The sequence below is a fragment of the Commensalibacter intestini A911 genome (assembly GCF_000231445.1).
Taxonomy (GTDB): Bacteria; Pseudomonadota; Alphaproteobacteria; order Acetobacterales; family Acetobacteraceae; genus Commensalibacter; species Commensalibacter intestini.
The window spans coordinates 75,602-96,012 of the sequence record NZ_AGFR01000003.1 but is presented as its reverse complement, the minus strand read 5'-3'; the positions used below and the strand labels follow the sequence as shown (position 1 = coordinate 96,012).

Below are 20,411 nucleotides of genomic sequence, written 5' to 3'. Positions count from 1 at the left end.
CTTTATAGCAGTAAGATACAAATACCTTATGCTATAAAGTATTTCATAATTCACTTATTCATGTAAACCTAAATTACTATACTGGAACACACCTACAGACGACAAATTCTTTTGTGGAATTTCATTAGCACTCCAACCGCCACCCAGTGCTCTGACTAACTCAACAGAAGCCAGCATCAATCGCGTTTTACTATCGACCTCAGCAATTTGAGCTGTTAGCGCAGCATTTTGTGCAACAACAACATCCAAGTAATTCGTTAATCCACCTGTATACAAAGACATTGTCATACTTTGCGTTCTTAATGCAGCATCAACAGCAGCTTTATTTTCTTTAAGTTTCTCTGCCATTTTTTGAGTTAACGTTAAATTATCTGCGACTTCTTTAAAAGAATTCAACACAACAGAACGATAATTATCTCTAGTTTCACGATATTGAGACCAACTTCTTTGCAAAGTTGCACGACGCAATCCGCCTTGAAACAAAGGTAAAGCTGCTTGAACAGCAGCAGACCACATACTATTTGGCATGTCAGCTAAGCCGAACCCTTTATCTTCGAAACCACTTAATGCGTTAATGGTAATATCAGGATAAAATGCAGCTTTAGAAACACCAATTGAACGATTAGCTGCTGCCATTTGACGCTCTGCGCTTGCAATATCAGGACGTCGCTGTAATAAAGTAGATGGAACTCCCAAAGGTACATTTGGAACAACCATTGCTTCGTTGGTTTCAACAGGAGCAATATGAAAGCCCATTGGCACTTGATTGACTAATACAGCAATCGCATGCTCGACAATATCCCGTTGAGCCTGCACATCTGTTTGTTGTGCTTTGGTCATTTCCAACTGGGTTTCTGCACGAGAAACATCAATACCAGCAGCAATCGCACCCATTTCACGCATACGAGTAATATCAACCGCGGCTGTATAATACTGAATTGACTGCTTTAACACCTCATTTTGTGCATCATACCCTCGTAATAACATGTAATTACGAGCCAAATCTGCTTCCAAACTTAATTTCGCAGATTGATAGTCAGCAGCACTTGCTTGAGCTAGATTCTTTTGCATCCGAATTTGATTACGGATTTTACCCCATAAATCAGCTTCCCACATCGCAGAAGCTTGATACTCTGTATTGGTTTCACTAATCGGAGATGAGCTTGTTTTACTTCTGAATAAACGGTTATGCGACTCTTTATACTTTCCTCCACCTGCTTCTAAACTAAGCTGAGGATATAACTGGGACTTTACTTCTCCTAAAATCGCACGACTTTGCAAGAAAGTTTCTGCAGCAGCTTGCAAATCAGGATTATTTTTATCTAACTGCTCTTCAAGCTGATTTAAGACTGGATCATTAAATAGCGTCCACCACTGCCCTTTGGGAATTTGATCCGTAGGTTGTGCAACATGAAAAGGTGCAGTGCCTTGCCATGTATCTGGCAAAGCAAATTTCACAGGTTTATAATCTGGTGCCAAATCACATGCTGTTAAAAAGAACATACCTGCAAATAAGCAAGTCCCAGCACGTGTATATCTATTTCCAATCTTCCCCATATTTTACTGTTGCACCTCTTCTGGTTGTGCAGCATTTTTTTTCAAAGAATCATTTTCATGCTTGGTTACAATTTTATCTGTATTTTTAAAACCATCATTATATCCAGGCGTGCTATCAACGACTTGCACTAGCTGTCCATCTAATAAACCAGCAGAGGGATTATTAACGATACGATCATTTTTAGTAATACCCGATAAAACTTGAACAGAATTCCCTAAATTATTCCCTAGCGTTACATTATGCATTCTAACCCGATTATCAGCACCGATCACCGCGACTTGCATTCCTTGAGCTCTAAAAATCAATGCTTGTTCTGGCAGAATTAAAATATTTGGATCTGATGGTGCAACAAAATGCACATTCACAAAGGTTCCTGGCCACAATAAATGGGAAGCATTATCGACCGTTAGTTCTGTTGTCACCGTACGAGTTGTTGTATTAAACGCTCTAGCAGAAGTTAAATAATTCGCTTTAAAGACTTTATCAGGATATTGAATCGCTGTTACTTCAGCAGTAACCCCTGGCTTTAAAATAGACGAATAATCTTGTGGCACATCAACAAACACACGCAAACGATGAATATCTGCGACGGTGAATAATTCTGTCGCTTTACCAGAACGGCTAAGATCACCATTATCATTCACAAAATCACCAACGTCTGTTAACCGAGACGTTACCACACCATCAAAAGGTGCTCGTATACTTTTAAACCCTTGCAACGCCTCAAATCTTGCCACTTGATGACTTGCTGCATCAACCAAAGCATCTTGCACTTTTGCATTCGCAATTTGGACATCTACTTCTTGTTGAGAAACTGCTTTCGTTCCAGATAAAGCTTTCCAACGCTGTGCAGTTACTTTGGCTAACTGAGCTCTTGTTTGAGCAACCTTTAAATTCGCTTTTGCCGCAGCGTATTCAGCATCCAAACCTGGCGTATCAATTGTTGCCAATAAATCTCCGCCTTTAACATCAGCACCAAAGTCTTTATTCCACCTTTGCACATACCCAGAAACTTGTGCATAAATAGGTGCTTGATACCAAGCAGTAATATTACCAGGCAAAGTTAAGTTACGAACTGTTGGGCCTGTTTGTGGGTTAATAAACTGCACTTTTGGAATAAAGTCTTTCTTTGCCTCTTTGACCAAATGATGCACATTTTGTTCGCGTTGAAAAATTTCAACCCCTGTATATACAACCGCCCCAATGACGATTACCCCAAAAATAACTTTAGTTTTTTTAGAAAAGCCCGACATTATTCAACTACCTTTTTACGGCGATAATATAAAAGTGCAAAAACACAAGGAACAAATAACAAAGTAGATACTGTGGCAACCGTTAACCCACCCATCACAGCACGTCCCAACGGCGCATTTTGTGTGTTACTCAGCGACATTGGTAACATCCCAATAATCATCGCAGAAGCGGTCATAATAACAGGACGAATACGCCCATACCCAGCCTCTAAAGCTGCCAAGATTGCATCACCATGTTCTGCCAAACGCTCTCTGGCATAAGAGACAACCAAAATAGAATTCGCTGTTGCCGTTCCCATACACATAATGGCTCCAGTCAATGCCGGCACGGAAAGTGAGGTATGGGTAATAAACAAACTCCAAGAAATTCCAGCCAACGCCCCTGGTAACGCCGTAATAATAATAAAAGGATCAAGCCAAGATTGAAAATTAACCACGATAATTAAATAAATCAACAAAATAGCCATCGCCAATCCACCTAACAACTGATCATAAGCATCATACATCGTCGTTGCTTGTCCACGAATTGCAATCGTGGAGCCTCTAGGGAGTTCTGGCGTTACTTCTTTAACAATCTTCTTAACATCATCTGTTACCGCACCCAAATCACGCCCATCATTACTCGCATAAATTTCAAACACGGGCATAATATTATAATGGGAAATTTCTCCACCAGTACCCGTCTGAGAAATACGACTGATCGATCCTAGAATTTGAGTTTTCGTTTTTCCAGATGCACCATCTGGACCATTCACAGGGATTGTTTCTAAATCATTCATCGTTTGCAAGTTAGACTGTGGTGTTTGAATATTCACCATATGCGAAACACCAGTCTTTGGATCTAACCAATAGGTTGGCGCAACTTGACCACTCCCTGACAATGTCGTTAACGCATTATTTGCAATATCAGCTTCTGTTAACCCAGTATTTAAAGCAAAAGTACGGTTTGTATTAATCATCAAGGTTGGTGTTGTCGTTGTTTGCTGCACTCTAACATCTGCAATTCCAGGAATACGTTTTAATTTAGCAGAAAGCTTTTTTGCAAACTCATAGTTGTTCGCTAGATTGCGTCCTACAATCTGAACATTAATCGGCGCTGGCAATCCAAAATTCAAAATCTTCGCTGTCACGTCTCCTGGCGTAAATGCAAAATCTGTTCCTGGGAATTTAGTTGTTAAGCCGGCCCTTAAAATACGTCGATAATCTGCAATTGGAGATTCAGAATTCTTCAAAGAAATTGTCATATCGCAATCCTGAGACCCAATTGTCGGAGTTGCAATAAACGCTTGGTTCAAACTACTAAATGGCAGACCACAGTTATTCACAATGCCTTTTACTTGCCCTGGTAATAACGCTTTAATTTCATCATTTACTAAAGAAGCTATTTTACCAGTTTCCTCCAATCTTGTACCAAGAGGCGCACGCATATGTAAGTCTAGTTCACCCGATTTAATTTCAGGAAAGAAATTCTCACCTGCAAAATATAACAACCCTAAAGACAGAACGGATAGACCTAAAAAGCCAGCAATAAAAGTTTTTCTGATCGATAATAAATGCGATAATAAATCTTTATAACTTTGACGAAAACGCTCAAAAGATGCATCAAACCCTTTTTGAAACCGTTTGAAAAAACCATTCTTTGGATTTGGATTATGGTGTTCAGCAATCTGACCAGGCAATAAATAATAAGCCATCGTAGGAACAAGTGTTCTGGATAGAATGAAAGAAGCCAACATCGCAAAAATAATTGCTTCAGCCATTGGCATAAATAACCAACCACCAACACCCGTCAAACCAAATAAAGGTAACCAGACAATACAAATACAAAGCGTAGAAACAAATGTTGGAATAACAATCTGATTAGCCGCATCGACAATCGCATCATAAAGATTTTTTCCCATTTCTAAATGAGTATCAATATTTTCGATCATCACCGTAGCATCATCAACTAAAATACCAACAGCCAGAGCCAAACCACCCAGAGTCATCACGTTAATCGTTTGCCCCACAAGTTCAAGACCAATTAACGAAGACAAAATCGCCAAGGGAATTGAAGTCGCGATGATTAATGTTGATCGCCAAGAACCTAAAAATAAAATCACCACAATACTGGTTAGCAATGCCGCCATCAGCATTTCATGAACCACATCAGATACTGATTCTTTAACGAAATTTGATGCATCAGAGATCACATCAATATGCACCCCTGGCGGTAATGTATCCTGAATCTGCGGTAAGAGTTTTTTAATTCCAGAAACAACATTTAACGTTGAAACATTCCCTGTTTTCATCACAACCATCAAAATAGAATTGTGACCATTCACCAAAACAGAGTTTGTTAAAGGGCTCCCTCCACGAGCAACCCAAGCAACATCTTTTAAATAAACCGTTGCATTACCTACTTGCTTAATAGGAATATTGTTAAATTCTTCAATTTTCCTCGGGGTCGCATTCGTTTGCACCATAAAATCAACAGCGCCAATTTTTTGATCCCCAGCAGGCAGCACAATATTTTGCTGCCCCAACGCATTCGCAACATCTGTCGCGGTCAACCCATAAGCAAGCAATCGTTTTTGATTTAAAGAAACTTGAACGTTATTTCCCGTTCCACCATAAGGAGATGGTAAAGCCGCACCAGGAACCGAGACTAAAGAAGGCCTAATCAAGTTAGATGCCATATCAAATAGCTGAGAGCCTGTAATGCTGTCTGAAGACACTTTTAACATTAAAACAGGAATAGAAGACGCATCATATTTTAAAATTAAGGGAGGCGTCATTCCCTTAGGCATTTGTTTTAAAACAGTTTGTGAGACAGAAGTGATTTGAGTTTGAGCCTCGGCAATATCCGTACCTGGCTGAAAGAAAATTTTAACAATACCGCGCCCATAAAAAGAGTTACTTTCAATATGATCGATATTATCAACCGTCGCGGTCAGAGCACGTTCATAATAATAAACCACCCTTCCCGACATATCTTCTGGCATTAAGCCAGTATAATTCCAAACCACTGCAACAACAGGAATTTTAATATCAGGGAAAATGTCTGTTGGCGTTCTAAAAATAGAAAGAACCCCAAATACCAAGATTAAAATTGCCAAAACAACAAAAGTATACGGACGCTTTAAAGCCGTAATAACAATCGCATTCACGTGACTAAATGCTCCATTTCTTTAAGTTTGTATAACATAAAACATAAACAGCAAATTGAGATAAAACAATTTGCTGAACAATAGAGTAGATTAAAAAAAATCACTGAATTAATAATGAAAAAACACTTTATAAAATAATCATTGATTTTTATAAAATATTTATAATATTCATTACTTTTTAGAAAACAGTAATTATTTAAAGATGGTATTTATTCGAATTCATTTCTATCATAATTAGAGCGAACAAACTGTAAAGATTGAGTCTTTTCCCTCTAAATCAAAAAATGTAACCAAAGTCAATAAGTGCCGATTAAGGCAGGAATAAGGCAAAATTTATCGTTCAAAAACAATGAAAGCTGTTCATTATATAAAGTAAATAATTCAAATATTTATTGAACAATGAACTATAAAAACACAATCTTAAAAAATAACAAATAAAATTAATGAGTTGCATAATAATCACACGTCAATAATGCACTATTATTTTTAGTATAAATCGGATCAAATATAAGAATAAACATTCTTCAATTATTATTATTAAAGAACAATATTTATCCCTTTAATCCTTAAAAAAACATAATCTATTCAAAATCATTCATGTAATGAATCTAAAACAAATCTCTTAAAGCACCTGGTGTAAAGATTCTAGATGGAAAGATATCAAAAATCAGTTTCTTAAAATCTCCATTTAGGACAAATGGAATGGCAACAAATCCACCCCCCTTCTCTGGACTAAATAATTTTCCTATTCCTGGAATATATCCTAATAATTTATTCACTGCATATACAGGAACTATCGTTCCTTTTAAATCTAACAATGATTTATTTAAATTGATTTGTCCTTGTATAGTCGCACCTAATTCTGGATTATGCACCAAACCATCGGTAATATTTAAAATACCTTCATTAAGCGTTAAATTACCTTTGATAACATCTAAAACAATTTCCTTATCTTTCCGTGTTTTGAAAAGACCATAAATTGATGCATCACTTAGTTTCCGCATCGCTGAAGGAGCATTTTGCAGCACAATATTTCGAATATCCACTTGCCCAGAAAAAGGAGCTGAAGGTTGAGAATCATCAAACCTCCCTTTAAAAACGACTCGACCACCTTCAAGCTGCGTTGAAACACCGACTGTTTCTAAAATACGTCCAAAATTTTGTGCTTCTAAATGAAAATATCGAAAATGATCTTTCGGAAATAAGGACGCTGTTAGCAAAAATGGTTGACGCATCCCATAAGATAAACGCATCAAACGTACACCATTATATTCCATATAAGCCGTAACATTTCCAAGAAATTCATTTTGACGATAATAGATTTTTTGAGCTTGCAAATTCACAATCCATTTACGCCCTCTTGGCCCAGAGTAACGTCCCGTTGCAGCAATCGGTAATTGAAATTGCTCTGTCTTTTTTTGCAGTTTTTTATCATTATCTTGTTGCTTATCTTTACCTGCATATTTCTTAACAAAAGGAACTGCATCTAATGTTTTTGCATTAATAGATAAACGGATATCTCCATTTTGAGGATTATCCATCGCATCTTTGGTCATTGGAAAATTTAAACTCGCATAACCAACCGAACGCCCAATTTGAAAAGACGTAATGTTTAATTGTTGAGGTATATTTTTAATCACTTCAATGTTGGCGTGAACTGAAAGATCCTGCCCTTGAGCAGACACATTACGAATAGCTACCAATTTATTTTGATTAAGTGCAACTTCACCGACCAACTGTGCTGGTTGTCCAATATTTTTTTGCCATATTGGCAAATTAACCCCTGCATTTAATAAATTAAATTTTAATTTTATCGTTGCTTGCCCATCGTGTGATTTACGATATCCAACAGATAATGATGTACGCCCTTGAAGGTCACCAGAGGTATCGACTTTCATCTGTTTTAAATTATCTGGCGTAATATCCAACTTTGCATCTGCTGTTTCTACAATACTTTGATCATTCTTATGAGAAAATTGTTGCGTATATTTCAGCGTCGTTGGAAATACAGAAAAAATTCCCTTTCCTGTTAAAAGTAAATGTTCTGTATCCACATCTACCGTCAAAGAAGCATTTTTAAACGGCCTTTCTAACGCAACATTATCTAAATAAGCATTACGTATTTCATTATGTGCATTAATTGAGATCTGTTCGATTTTTACTTTTTTCTTTAAAGGAAGAGCTACTTTTAAAGTCGTATACACATCACCAGAAGGATGTTTAAAAGGCACAGGATGACGTGACAGTAGCCGTAATCGTGGCTCATATAACAGTGCAATGATATCTTGCAATTGACCTTTTATATCTGTGGTAATAACTGCTGATTCTTCATGATCATTCAATCCTGTAATCCACATATCTCCCTTAGGAACAGATAACTTATGAGATTGCTCTGCAGGTTTGTTATGAGGATATACAACCTGATAACCACCTTGGAACTGAATATAAATCCGACTAGGATCAACGAATTTCATTGACGCTTTCATATCTTGCAAGGGAGGAACTGGACGTAACCAATGAATTTCAGCATGTTCAGCCTGTTCTATTCCACCGCCTAAATGAACTAAATCCAAATGCTCCCATCCATTTTGACTGGCTAATCCTGCTTCAATTTTAAAGCCTGTTACTTGACCTGACGTAATATTCTCCGTGACCCAAGCATGAGCACCTTTGGCTATTGTCGCCGGCCAATAATTTTTAATAGTCGCAAAATCAAGTGCTGGACTACTCGCCACAAAATTAGCTTTAATTTCTTTTGTATTCGTTAAACTGGATAAAAATAAAGAACCTGTAAAATTAAATAATGGACCACTTTGATCTTGATCCAATGCGATTGGAGAACGCAATTGTAAAGCCATCTGATCAATCTTAACTTCAACAGGCTTTTGTAGGTCTGTTGAAAAATTAGCATTAATATGAGCATTAATTGAAGAAGGATATAACTCTTGACCTTTTACATTAATGGTTCCTTCACCCATTTTGATTGTTAAATGCGTTTCATAAGGTTCAATAGTTGCTTGTTTTTTCCTAACTTTAAGCCCAATATCAGCCATTACCGAAATCGGTAAATTAAATTGTTCTAATACTTTTAAAGATGGGCTTAAACCTGAAAAATCTGCTGGATTAACTTGATCAATTTGTATATGCCATTTCAACCCCCCTGTTTTATCCAGCATCTGACGAGCAATTTGAATATTCTCATCAGCACCACTTTGCGCACTGATATTGACAAGACGACCATCAACATCAAGCTGTGCCATCACATGTCCAACTGCTGCCAATGTATTCTGAACAAAAAATGGCAAAAGACTCATATCAATTTGTTTTAACTGAATAACTTTATGATCAATTTCATCCGTTAATTTAATATGACTGTCACGAATAGTTACTTCATTAAAATGCTTAAAGTTAAAATGAAAATGTGACTTAGAGGAACTTGTTTTTTGATCTGGCAAGTCTAATTGAATACGCTGATCGGCTGTTCTTTTTAAATGTAATTCTGCACCAATTAAACGTAAAGATAGTGGCTCTATAATATGATGAAATAAAGGGGAAATTGCCAACTCTAATTTGGCATATTCAATATGCCCCTGCACTTGTTTTTGTTGATCTAAAATCTCTGCTTTTTGTATTTCTATTTCTAAAGGTGCTGAAAAACCTTGTTGTCGCACAGGCCAAGCAATTAAAAGTTTCTCAAAATTCAACATGCCTGCTGGATGATGTTTCTCCACTCCTTTAATCACAGGAAGGGGCAACCAAGACTTTACAAGAGGCGTTATATTCACAGGATTAAAGGCAAGATACACACCAAATCCCACGATCATAGCACTAAAAAAACCAAACACTCCCAGAATAATGAATAGAAACTTCTTTATCCATCGTATAATATTATTCTGCTTTATTGTCATTTGTGGCTCTTGGTCTGTATCGGGTTGCATATTTTATATAACTACTCATCAATGACTTAGAAAAAACAGGGAACATTTACATGTCTACACCCCATTCTATACACGTTCCGTGGTTTAATCAAAACTGGCCTAAACCAGCAGATCAAAAATCTGCCGATTCATTTCAAGAAGATCTTCTTAAACTATGGATACAGCATGAAAAAGATCCATTTTTTTTGCAACAAGAAAATATTGTGCAACTACTTCATGCGATAGGCGGCAATAGCCCTTACCTATCTGATTTGATTTTACGCAATATCCATTTCTTTGAATTCCTCTTAAAAAATGGCCCTGATGAAGCATGTAAAGTAACCTTTGATAACTTACATCAATTCTCAATACAAGAATCTCGCCAAGCAACGGCAAAAATATTACGCATTACAAAACAAAAAATCGCCTTAAGCTGTGCTTTGGCAGATATTGGTAATGTTTGGTCTTTACAACAAATTACCCTGACCCTCAGCAATTTGGCAGAAACGACATTAACTCTTGCCATTAATCATCTGTTACTCCATGCGCATCAAAACAATAAATTAAATTTACAACACCCAGAAAACCCAGAAAAAAACTGCGGTTTTGTTGTACTTGGAATGGGAAAACTTGGTGCCAAAGAACTTAATTATTCTTCAGATATTGACCTAATCATTTTATATGATCCTGATATTTATCCAGATAATGACGACTTAAATACGATTTTTGTAAGACTAACCCGTCAACTGGTCTCTTTAATGGAAGAACGCGACGAAAATGGATATGTCTTCCGTACTGATTTACGACTACGTCCCGACCCATCCTCTTCTCCTTTAGCAGTTTCTTTACCTGCAGCTATTACTTACTATGAAAGCCTCGGTCAAACATGGGAAAGAACCGCGATGAGTAAAGCCAGACCGATTGCAGGCGATATTCCTGCGGGATATGCTTTTTTAGAAGCTATTCGTCCTTTTATTTGGCGTAGACACCTTGATTTTACCGTTATTGACGATATTCATGCGATGAAAAAGCGAATTGATCAGTATAAAAAAACAGGAAAACAAAATCTATCAAAACTCCCTCCAAATATCCCAGATGAAGAGGCTTTAAATTGGCTGGTTGGACAAAATATTAAGCTGGGGCATGGAGGAATCAGGGAGATTGAATTTTGTCCTCAAACGATGCAACTCGTTTGGGCTGGACGTTTCCCAGAATTACAAGATTCAACAACGGTAGGTGGCTTAACAAAACTTACCGAAAAAGAACTTCTAACATCTTCTCAAACACAAAAGCTCATTGAAGCTTATACACTACTGCGTCAAACAGAGCATCGCTTGCAAATGCAGAATGATTATCAAACACATTCTTTACCCAATAGTTTAGAAGAGTTAGAACAATTTTCTATTTTTATGGGATATGAAACACCAAACAAATTTGCGCGTGATTTATTCCCTTTAATGCAATTTGTTAGACAAACATTTGAAGGTCTATTTGCCACCCCAGAAAATGATGAGCAATATATTCTAGATATGTCTCCCTCAGAGCTTAAAGATTATCTCAATCAAAAAGGCTTTCCTGATGAAGCTGCTGCTATTTTACAATCTTGGAATGATAGTGGCCCCAGAGCATTACGAACCTCAAAAGCACGCACTATTCTAACCAATGTCTTACCTAAATTATTGGATGCTTTCTCCAACCAACGTAATTCACTCCTTGTTTTACAGCGTTTTGATACCTTATTGGCACGCCATCGCGCTGGTATTCAGCTCTTATCCTTATTTGAACGAAACCCAGCCTTAATTAAAAGATTATCGGCCGTTATTGGCACCTCTCATTTTATTGCTGAACATATCGCCAGCAATCCCGCAGCAATTGATGCTTTATTAGAAACAAATCTTGTAAAAAATCGTTTTAATTTACAAAAAACCATCCGTGATTATCTAAAAAACGCTGAATATTATATGGATGTCATGCCTGCTTTGCATAGCCTAGTGCATAGTGAAGAATTTCGACTATCTGTTGCTCATTTAGACAATCAGCTTAGTTTAAATAAAGCACAGATTTTACGCACTTCTATGGCCAATAGCATTATGAAATCTTTGCTAGAGCAAGTTACTAAAGAACATCAAAGAAAGTACGGAATTATCCCAGAAGGTGGGATCTGTATTGTTGTCTTAGGTAAAGCTGGTTCTTGGGAAATGACCTCAGGATCTGATCTGGACTTAATGCTAATTTTCGATCATCCTCCTGAAATTTATGAAAGCGTTTGCAACCACCCTCATGACAAGCAACAAGCGTCATCCCAGCGTTCTATTTCTGTAAATAACTACTATATTCGATTAACCCAAGCATTTATTTCAGCCATTACCAGTGCAGGCTCTGCTGGATCTTTATATGAAGTAGATATGCGGTTACGTCCTTCTGGTAGCAAGGGTCCCGTCGCTGTTTCTTTAGCGTCATTTAACCGATATCACAAAGAAGAAGCTTGGACGTGGGAAAGAATGGCTTTAACCAGAGCAAGAGTCATTGGTGGCCCAGTCAAATTACAAAAACGTATTCAAGAAAGCATTCAACACGCTTTATCCCATGCCCCTCATGACTTAAGCAATGAATCGATTCTCAAAGACACGACGGATATGAGAAAACGTTTATTAAGAGATGCACCACCTTGCAGCCCTTGGGATGTTAAGTACCTCACAGGCGGGCTAATGGAAGTGGAATTTATTGCTCAGACCTTACAACTTATCGTAAAAGATCCCGAGGTCTATCATCCATGCACGCGAATTGCTTTCCGACGTCTAGCAAAACACGGTGCTTTAGATCCAAAAGATGCGAAACTATTAATTCAAGCTGATTTCTTCTGGCGGAATTTACAAAGTCTCTTAAGAATATTTTTTGGAAAACTTCCTCCTAAAGATATTACAACGGAGCTGACGCCTGCAATTATTGAAATCATGGCCAGAGACCTCTTAAAAACATCAACACAAGATGTTCATGCCATCGAACAAATTCAAAAGAAAGCAGAAAAAATAGGCGAGCAAGTTAGAACAATTTTCATAAAATATATTGGCTCACTTCCATAAAATGCTATGCTAAACTTAATTCTTTTTCTCTAAAATAAGATAAGGTATATGATGACACAATTAACCGAAGGTGCAAAAGCACCAAACTTTGAAATGCAAACACAGTTGGATAAAACAATTTCTTTAGCTGAGTTAAAAGGAAAGAAATTTATTCTTTACTTTTACCCTAAAGCAGACACTTCTGGTTGCACTAAAGAAGCTTGTGCTTTTGAAGAAAACCTCTCTACGCTTAAAAAAATTAATATTCCAGTCATTGGTGTTTCAAGAGATCCAGTCAAAAAATTAAAAGCATTTGCTGATAAATATAATCTGACTTTCCCTCTTGCTTCTGATGAAGAAGGCCATGTGACAGAGGCCTATGGCGTATGGGTAGAAAAATCAATGTATGGCCGTAAATATATGGGCATTGAGCGCGCTACTTTTTTAGTCGATAAAGAGGGCACCATCGTTAAAATCTGGCCAAAAGTAAAAGTTACTGGCCATGTTGATGCTGTTCTTAAAGCAATCGAAGAGCTCGGCCAGTAAACTCTAGTCTATATTATGGATGTGCAGGTGCCAATTCTGTTAAATTAGAGGGCACCTGAAATAGTTTTGGATCTTGTGGGGCATAAACAACTTTTAATGCTACCACCAAAGGAATATTGTTACGCACAACACGTAACATTACCCCATCATCCGTATAGCAAATATCGTTCGTATTTCCTTCACTATCGACCATTTCCCACTCATTACAATGTTGCCCTGCTACCGTTGCTTCTCCAACTTTCAAATAGTCTCCAGAAGGCTTTTGACCTGGTGCCAAAATTGCATCCCCTGGTGCTGGCATCGTCGTTTTTTTCTTGAGTTCAGGGTTTAATACAACCAATTGTTTTTGATGATAATCCGTAATCATATACGTATCGACCCCTTGAGAATCAATTCGTTGCTTCCATTCCCCGACAGACCAACGCATTCTTTGATGGAATGGTGGTAATCCTGGCATCGCCCCTGCAATTGCATAAACAACATCCACATCTTTTTGCGGAGTAATATAAGGATTTTCATCCGTATCGACCTTCAATCCCTTTGAAGCATCAGCAGGTTGTGCTTTCATTGGTATTAACGGTTGGGCATTACTGTCAGGTGTTACCAAAGAAGGCTTATCCCCTTTGTTTTGAGGCAATTTAACTTGCTGATACCCTACAGGAACTTGAAACGTTGAAGGAGATAATTTACTGTAATCTACAGACAAAGCAACTGTTTGCCCTTCGACACCATCAGCATCAGCCCCCTCTTGTTTTAATAAAACACCGTCATCGGTTATACAAACATCCGCAGAGCCTTGAGGCCCTTTCACTTTCCAATCACGACAAATGATACCAGCAATCCGCTCTGTACCTTTCTTTTTAAAGGTCATATTTTGATCTAAAAACAAACCAGACTGATCAGATTTACTAGGAACAACAGTATATATTCTACTTTTATGAGAAATCACTGTTGCTGTCTTTTTTGCAGAATCAACAATGACCATGCCCATATTATCAGGTCCATCAACACGCAATGTATTTCCATCACCAGAAAAAATAATCTTTCTACTTTGCAGTAAAGAAGAATTCTCTGGTTTAATCGCATATAATACCGTCACATCCCGTTTAGGCATAAATAAAGGTTTTTCAGAATTGGTATCCTGAGCCCATGCCCCTGATACCATTGCAACAGAACCAAGCCCCAGTATCGCCCCTTTACATAAAGGCAATTGATAATTCTTTTTAAAAAAAGACGACATTCTTTCCTTAACCTTCATTTATTTAAAATATTCAACGTTGCAATATATGCTTAAAATGTTTTTGATGCACGCATTGCTTTAATCTCTTGGAATATATCTGCTTTCCAACTATTATCTAACCATTGTGCAGGTTCTATAATTGCTTGATGTAAACGATTTTCATACTCTAATTCATTAATTTCCATACCACCAAATTGGGCGAGATGAGACGTCATAAATTGTGTATCTAGTAATTGAAAATGTCCTAACCTTAATCGTGCAACCAAATGAACCAGAGCTATTTTTGAAGTATCCGTTTTTATCGAAAACATACTTTCCCCAAAAAAAGCCTGACCAATTGCCAACCCATATAAACCACCAACCAACTGATCTTGGTCCCATACTTCAACTGTATGTGCATGTCCTAATTGGAAAAGCTCAAAAAACAACGTGCGTATCGGTTGATTAATCCATGTTTGCTCTCTTTGAGGGGTAGGATGCGCACAAGCATCAATCACTGCCAAAAAATCGGTATCGACTTTAACATCGTACTGATCGGCTAAAACCGTTCTAGCTAGCCGTCTAGATAAATGAAAATCGTCCAAAGGAAGAATACCTCTTTCTTCTGGACGATACCAATATAACCTTGGATCCTCTTTATCATCCGCCATAGGAAAAACACCTTGCCTATAAGCTTCTAATAAAATCTCCGCAGTAATTTCTTCTTGATGATCTGACATATCCTAGGAAGCTGCGTATTCTTCGAAACGTTGCTTACGAATATATTCAATCGTTTCCCTTGCCAAAGGCCCATGCTCTCTTTCTAAACGACGAGCAACAAAATGCACCCTTGCCAACGCACGATAATGCGATAAAAATGCCGCATTCAAAGAAGCGCCACATAAAGCACTCACGACTGGCATCATTTGTAAGCTTAATTTGTGAGATAAACTTAGTCCATATTGATAAGAAATATCCGCCATTAATAAAACCATTGGACGACCGCGCAGCATTAAACGAGCAGAGAAAAAACCTAACTCATTTTCTTCTGTAGAGCGTCCTGTATTTCCAAAAGAACGCAGCGCAAACACCTCTAAACATGCACGCTTTGTTTCTTCATTCGAAAGATCTTCACCTTCCTCTTGCGCAATCGAAGCAATTTCACGCATTAGTGCCAATGTCGTAAAACTGATATCAGGGAACATGCCTGCAAACCCTGTAAAGCCACCCACAGCACCAGAGGCAACAACCATCGCTTGCACAGCAGAATTTCTTATTTTTTTATATTTTTTATCTTCTTTAAGAGGATCTGCTGTATGATCCATACCAAGGATCGCAATGTCAAACGCATGTTGCACGGTATTATTGGCTAAATTTTGTATTTTTTCTTGAAAATTAGCAGAAAAACCAAGGGTGCGCCCCCCTAGCTTAACCGCATGTCCAACCGCACCACCCATCACATCAGCAAGACGTAATAAAACCCCTCGACCAGATTCTAACTTGTCCAACGCAGTGGTCAATTGATCGATTTCTTGATCATTCAAAGAAAGTGGCGTTAAACTTGTATGATCTTGTGTGGTCATTTGCAGAACCTTCTCTTTCTTGGTATCATTATATTACGGATAACCAACAATTTAATTTATACTTACCCTATCATATTCTTTCATAAATGATACGGATCGACTTCATCATTAGCAAAATATTCTATACTTTAACTATATGGCATAAAAACCATTTTTTTAAAAATTTCTTCTATTCTATTTTTTACCATTGATTGATGTCTAAAAAGATTTATTTGTAATATAATTACGGAAAAAGGATTTCGACATGATTAACTTTACAAAAAAAACAATAGCTCAAACATTTTTATCTTTTTCTATTCTCATCGGTAGCGTTGGATTAGCAGCCTCTGCTTATGCACAAACTGAACAACCTCGTCCAACACCTGGCCCTGGTATGTCTCAATATCAACCCGTTCAAGACTATACTGGCTCCATGACTACCACTCAGTCTGACAGCGTGACTTCACAAAAAGGTCCTGGAATGCCTGGTTCAAACCCAAGCCAATCTCCAAATAGACCTTATAACGGCCCTTCTATTAATATTCCAGGAACACATATTCCTGCTTACTTTAATGCACCTGTATCCCCACCTTATAATGCAGCAGCTTCTTATGATACCTATGCTGGACAACCTGGTGGAAACAGAAACGCAATTTTACAACAAAGTGTTGGAAAAGGATATTAATATAAGCGTTTTACCGTTGACTTCCCTTACATACGGTATGAATTGATAAAATAGTTTTTGTAAAATCCTTTTTATATTCGTAAGTCATCGTGATTATGCATCTTTTTTATAATGCATAATCACTTGGGATGTTTTCCCAGATATAAAAATAATTATTTGCTGTCAGAACCTAACCCACCACAAACATAATATTAAAATTTACACTTTAATATTCTAGCTTATAAAGCTTTACGCCCATCTGTAGCGAGTTGATCAACACGTTCATTTTCAGGATGACCTGAATGTCCCTTAACCCAATGCCAATGGACTTGATGTTTTTCTGCAGCACTTTCCAACCTTTGCCATAAGTCTGCATTTGCAACTGGCTTTTTCGCAGCGGTTTTCCAGCCATTACGCTTCCAACCTGCCATCCACTCTGTGATTCCCTTACGAACATACTCACTATCTGTATATAAGTTCACCAAACAAGGACGCGTTAATGTTTCCAGCGCCATAGCCGCAGCAGTCAATTCCATACGATTATTCGTTGTTTCGGGTTCCCCCCCCATTAATTCACGTTCTTTTCCACGACAACGTAACAAAACACCCCATCCACCTGCACCAGGATTGGGACTACACCCACCATCAGTCCAAACATCAACCTGAATTAAAGACGGATTAGAAATCACATCATCTGTCATCAGAAGATGCTACAAATGTTTGTTGGTGATATCGTAATCGATAAAGATAAGGATTAGGATTTTTAGGAGTAACCAATGCATCTGCAGGCGTATGAATCCAATCATGCAAGCGTGTCAATAAAAAGCGTACTGCTGCGCCCATATTTAATATTGGAAAGAAACGTTTTTCTTGATCTGTCAAAGGACGAACGGCTTCATAACCTTTCATCAAAGCGTTAACACGCCCTGTTAAACACTGTCCATCATCTGTAAAACACCATGCATTCAACGCAATTGCTAAATCATAAGCTAGAAAATCTGTGCAGGCAAAATAAAAATCAATAAAACCACTGAGATGATATGGAGCCTTAAAGAATACATTATCAGGAAAAATATCAGCATGGATTTGTCCAACAGGCAAATTATCTTTTTCTGTTGGCCACTGCTTTAAAATCTCTTGTAAAACAGGTTGAATCTCGTGAACCATTTCATCTTGATCATAGCCAGTGCTTTTTGTTAGCAACTCCTGCCAAGAATCTGGTCCAACATTATTTTTTCTATATTGAGCAAAGCTTTCACCCGCATGATGTAAATCCGCGATTGCCTTACCCAACAAAAAACAATGATTATCTGTAATTTCTGGGGCTTCTTTACCATCCAAAAAAGTCACAATCGCTGCTGGCCGTTCCGCCAATACAGTTAAGGCAACCCCTTGCTTATCTAAAACAGGCAAAGGGCATGAAATACCTTGTTGTACTAAATGCCCCATAAGATCTAAATACCAAGGAAGTTCCTCTGCTTTAATTCTTTTCTCATAAAGCGTTAAAATATATTTCCCTATTGTCGTGACCAGTAAAAAATTACTATTTTCAACGCCTTGAGCAATCCCTTTAAGGGTTACAAGCTCGCCAATTTCATAATTTTTTAAACAATTAGAAACTTCTAGTTCAGTGACTTGTGTATAAACAGCCATTAATAAAGACCTACGCTTCTTGTTGTCCTAAAGGTGCGGGCAAGCTGAACGTAACATGTTCTTCTTTTACAATCCGTTCCTCAATATCAAGGCTAAAACGCTTAGATAATGCTTCAATAATTTCTTGAACTAACGTTTCAGGAGCAGACGCACCTGCCGTAATCCCTAATACATTCACACCGTCCAATGCACTCCAGTCAAGATCCTGCAATTTTGGAATTAATAATGCTTTAGGGGCACCAGAACGTTCTGCTACTTCACGTAAACGCTGAGAGTTCGAAGAATTAGGAGAGCCAATCACCAATACTAAATCACATTCAGCAGCGATTTTTTTGACTGCATCCTGACGATTCGTCGTTGCATAACAAATATCTTCACGTTTTGGCCCTTCAATTTGTGGGAAACGTTCACGAAGAATATCAACAATCTCTCTGGTATCATCCACAGAAAGTGTTGTTTGCGTAATAAAAGCCAACCGGTCAGGATTTTCTGGCTGTACTGCTCTGGCTTCATCTGCATCATTAATTAAAGTTACAGCACCAACAGGCAATTGCCCCATGGTTCCAACAACCTCAGGATGCCCAGCATGACCAATCATTAAAATATGACGAGCATTCTCTCCACCATTAGCGAAATGACGCTCTGCCTCTCTATGAACCTTAGATACCAACGGACAAGTCGCATCAAGATATAGCAAATTACGACGTTCTGCCTCAAGTGGAACCGTTTTTGGCACACCATGTGCAGAAAAAACAACATGTGCATCTTCAGGAACTTCATCAAGTTCCTCAACAAAAATAGCACCTTGTTTTTCTAGATTTTCAACAACCGTTCTATTATGGACAATTTCATGACGTACATAAACAGGAGCACCATACCTGCGCAATGCTTCTTCAACCACACGAATGGCACGATCAACACCCGCACAAAACCCACGAGGCCCAGCCAACAAGAGTTTTAATGCACGAGAATGCGTCTTAGCAGTATCTAAATTTTGACTAGGCATAACTTTCCCAAACAAATGATAAAAATATTGTATACTATATATTTATAGTTTGACACGTAAGCAAGATACCATTTCACATTAGAATTTAAATATAGAGTATATTCCACATTTAATCATTTTGCTTTATGTTATGCAAACCTAGTGATCTTTATTATCTATAATGGCAGAAAAAATATGATTCTTTCAAACGTTCTTCGTCAATCACCGTTAAAATCTTTGTTCGTTCCAATGAGTGCTAGCCTTTTCCTGTTGGGATGTAATGCAAAAGAAACCTACGATTTTCCTCCGGCTTGCCCAAAAGCAACCGTTCTGCCATCTGCCTCTGATGCTTATCAATTCTCAAATAATGAAGATGATCTAGCACATTTAGTTACTAGAGCCAGCATTTTAGGAGTCGAAGGAAACTGTATTGACGACCCTAAAAATGAAGATAATAAACAAAAAAGAAAACGTCATAAAGAGGTAACAGATAAAATTGATACCACTATGAATGTTGTTATTCAAGTATCCCGTGGCCCTGCTGCACAAGATCGTCACTATAAAATTCCATATTTTATTACAACAATTAGAAATGGACAAATTACAGATAAACAACAATTTGTTGCTGATGTTAATTTCCCAGATAATATCGATCAAGTGACTTTAAAATCTGATAAAATATTACTCAAAATCCCATCAACATTAGACCGCGTCCCAGATGGGTATGAGCTCTTTATTGGTTTCCAACTATCACCAGAACAACTAGCATTTAATCGTGATCATTTTAGACCTGTTCAATATAAAAGTTATTAATTTCATTTTAAATCCATTATATTCAACAAG

General features: G+C 37.7%; 14 protein-coding genes. 4 read left to right on the top strand and 10 right to left on the bottom strand.

Annotation, left to right across the window (positions count from 1 at the left end):
* Window positions 1-54: 54 nt before the first annotated feature.
* The 4 genes from CIN_RS00790 to CIN_RS00775 all read right to left on the bottom strand — a co-directional run bounded on the left by CIN_RS00790 (window position 55) and on the right by CIN_RS00775 (window position 9,898).
* Complete coding sequence (locus CIN_RS00790) at window positions 55-1,557, bottom strand: efflux transporter outer membrane subunit (RefSeq protein ID WP_008853145.1); 1,503 nt, start codon at window positions 1,555-1,557, stop codon at window positions 55-57.
* A 3-nt stretch (window positions 1,558-1,560) separates the two neighbouring features.
* Entirely contained in the window at window positions 1,561-2,811 is a 1,251-nt protein-coding gene (locus tag CIN_RS00785; RefSeq protein ID WP_008853144.1) for an efflux RND transporter periplasmic adaptor subunit, read from the bottom strand.
* Complete coding sequence (locus tag CIN_RS00780; protein ID WP_008853143.1) at window positions 2,811-5,960, bottom strand: efflux RND transporter permease subunit; 3,150 nt, start codon at window positions 5,958-5,960, stop codon at window positions 2,811-2,813. The genes CIN_RS00785 and CIN_RS00780 overlap by 1 nt, the downstream gene beginning before the upstream one ends.
* Window positions 5,961-6,568: 608 nt before the next feature.
* On the bottom strand, window positions 6,569-9,898 hold the full coding sequence (locus tag CIN_RS00775; RefSeq protein WP_083813292.1) for an AsmA-like C-terminal region-containing protein: 3,330 nt from the start codon (window positions 9,896-9,898) through the stop codon (window positions 6,569-6,571).
* A gap of 50 nt (window positions 9,899-9,948) precedes the next feature.
* Here CIN_RS00775 and CIN_RS00770 point away from each other — a divergent pair, with 50 nt between their 5' ends.
* Both CIN_RS00770 and bcp read left to right on the top strand, forming a co-directional pair.
* Window positions 9,949-12,960 carry a bifunctional [glutamine synthetase] adenylyltransferase/[glutamine synthetase]-adenylyl-L-tyrosine phosphorylase gene (locus CIN_RS00770; protein ID WP_008853141.1) on the top strand — a complete coding sequence of 1,004 codons (3,012 nt, stop codon included), beginning with the start codon at window positions 9,949-9,951 and terminating at the stop codon, window positions 12,958-12,960.
* A gap of 48 nt (window positions 12,961-13,008) precedes the next feature.
* Entirely contained in the window at window positions 13,009-13,485 is a 477-nt protein-coding gene (bcp, locus tag CIN_RS00765) for a thioredoxin-dependent thiol peroxidase (protein WP_008853140.1), read from the top strand.
* A gap of 13 nt (window positions 13,486-13,498) precedes the next feature.
* Here the strand turns inward: bcp and CIN_RS11280 are convergent, their stop codons facing one another.
* Genes CIN_RS11280 through CIN_RS00750 form a run of 3 tightly spaced genes read right to left on the bottom strand, consistent with a single transcriptional unit; the run spans window position 13,499 to window position 16,287 of the window.
* The gene (locus CIN_RS11280) at window positions 13,499-14,725 is read right to left on the bottom strand and encodes a DUF4412 domain-containing protein (RefSeq protein ID WP_008853139.1); all 1,227 of its coding nucleotides are present in this window, start codon (window positions 14,723-14,725) and stop codon (window positions 13,499-13,501) included.
* A 50-nt stretch (window positions 14,726-14,775) separates the two neighbouring features.
* Window positions 14,776-15,444 carry a leucyl/phenylalanyl-tRNA--protein transferase gene (aat, locus tag CIN_RS00755; RefSeq protein WP_008853138.1) on the bottom strand — a complete coding sequence of 223 codons (669 nt, stop codon included), beginning with the start codon at window positions 15,442-15,444 and terminating at the stop codon, window positions 14,776-14,778.
* 3 nt (window positions 15,445-15,447) lie between these two features.
* On the bottom strand, window positions 15,448-16,287 hold the full coding sequence (locus tag CIN_RS00750; protein ID WP_008853137.1) for an EcsC family protein: 840 nt from the start codon (window positions 16,285-16,287) through the stop codon (window positions 15,448-15,450).
* 244 nt (window positions 16,288-16,531) lie between these two features.
* Between CIN_RS00750 and CIN_RS00745 the strand changes: the two genes are divergently transcribed.
* Window positions 16,532-16,951, top strand: a complete 420-nt coding sequence (locus CIN_RS00745; protein WP_008853136.1) for a hypothetical protein — start codon at window positions 16,532-16,534, stop codon at window positions 16,949-16,951.
* Between the two features lie 218 nt (window positions 16,952-17,169).
* Here the strand turns inward: CIN_RS00745 and rnhA are convergent, their stop codons facing one another.
* Genes rnhA through ispH form a run of 3 tightly spaced genes read right to left on the bottom strand, consistent with a single transcriptional unit; the run spans window position 17,170 to window position 19,589 of the window.
* Window positions 17,170-17,631, bottom strand: coding sequence for a ribonuclease HI (gene rnhA, locus CIN_RS00740; RefSeq protein WP_008853135.1), 462 nt, complete (start codon window positions 17,629-17,631; stop codon window positions 17,170-17,172).
* Entirely contained in the window at window positions 17,621-18,583 is a 963-nt protein-coding gene (locus tag CIN_RS00735) for a homoserine kinase (protein ID WP_008853134.1), read from the bottom strand. The genes rnhA and CIN_RS00735 overlap by 11 nt, the downstream gene beginning before the upstream one ends.
* 10 nt (window positions 18,584-18,593) lie before the next feature.
* The gene (gene ispH / locus CIN_RS00730) at window positions 18,594-19,589 is read right to left on the bottom strand and encodes a 4-hydroxy-3-methylbut-2-enyl diphosphate reductase (RefSeq protein WP_008853133.1); all 996 of its coding nucleotides are present in this window, start codon (window positions 19,587-19,589) and stop codon (window positions 18,594-18,596) included.
* A 174-nt stretch (window positions 19,590-19,763) separates the two neighbouring features.
* On the opposite strand from ispH, the gene CIN_RS00725 reads away from it, so the two are divergent.
* A complete protein-coding gene (locus CIN_RS00725) occupies window positions 19,764-20,381 on the top strand; it encodes a hypothetical protein (RefSeq protein WP_008853132.1) in 618 nt (205 codons plus the stop codon).
* Window positions 20,382-20,411: the final 30 nt, after the last annotated feature.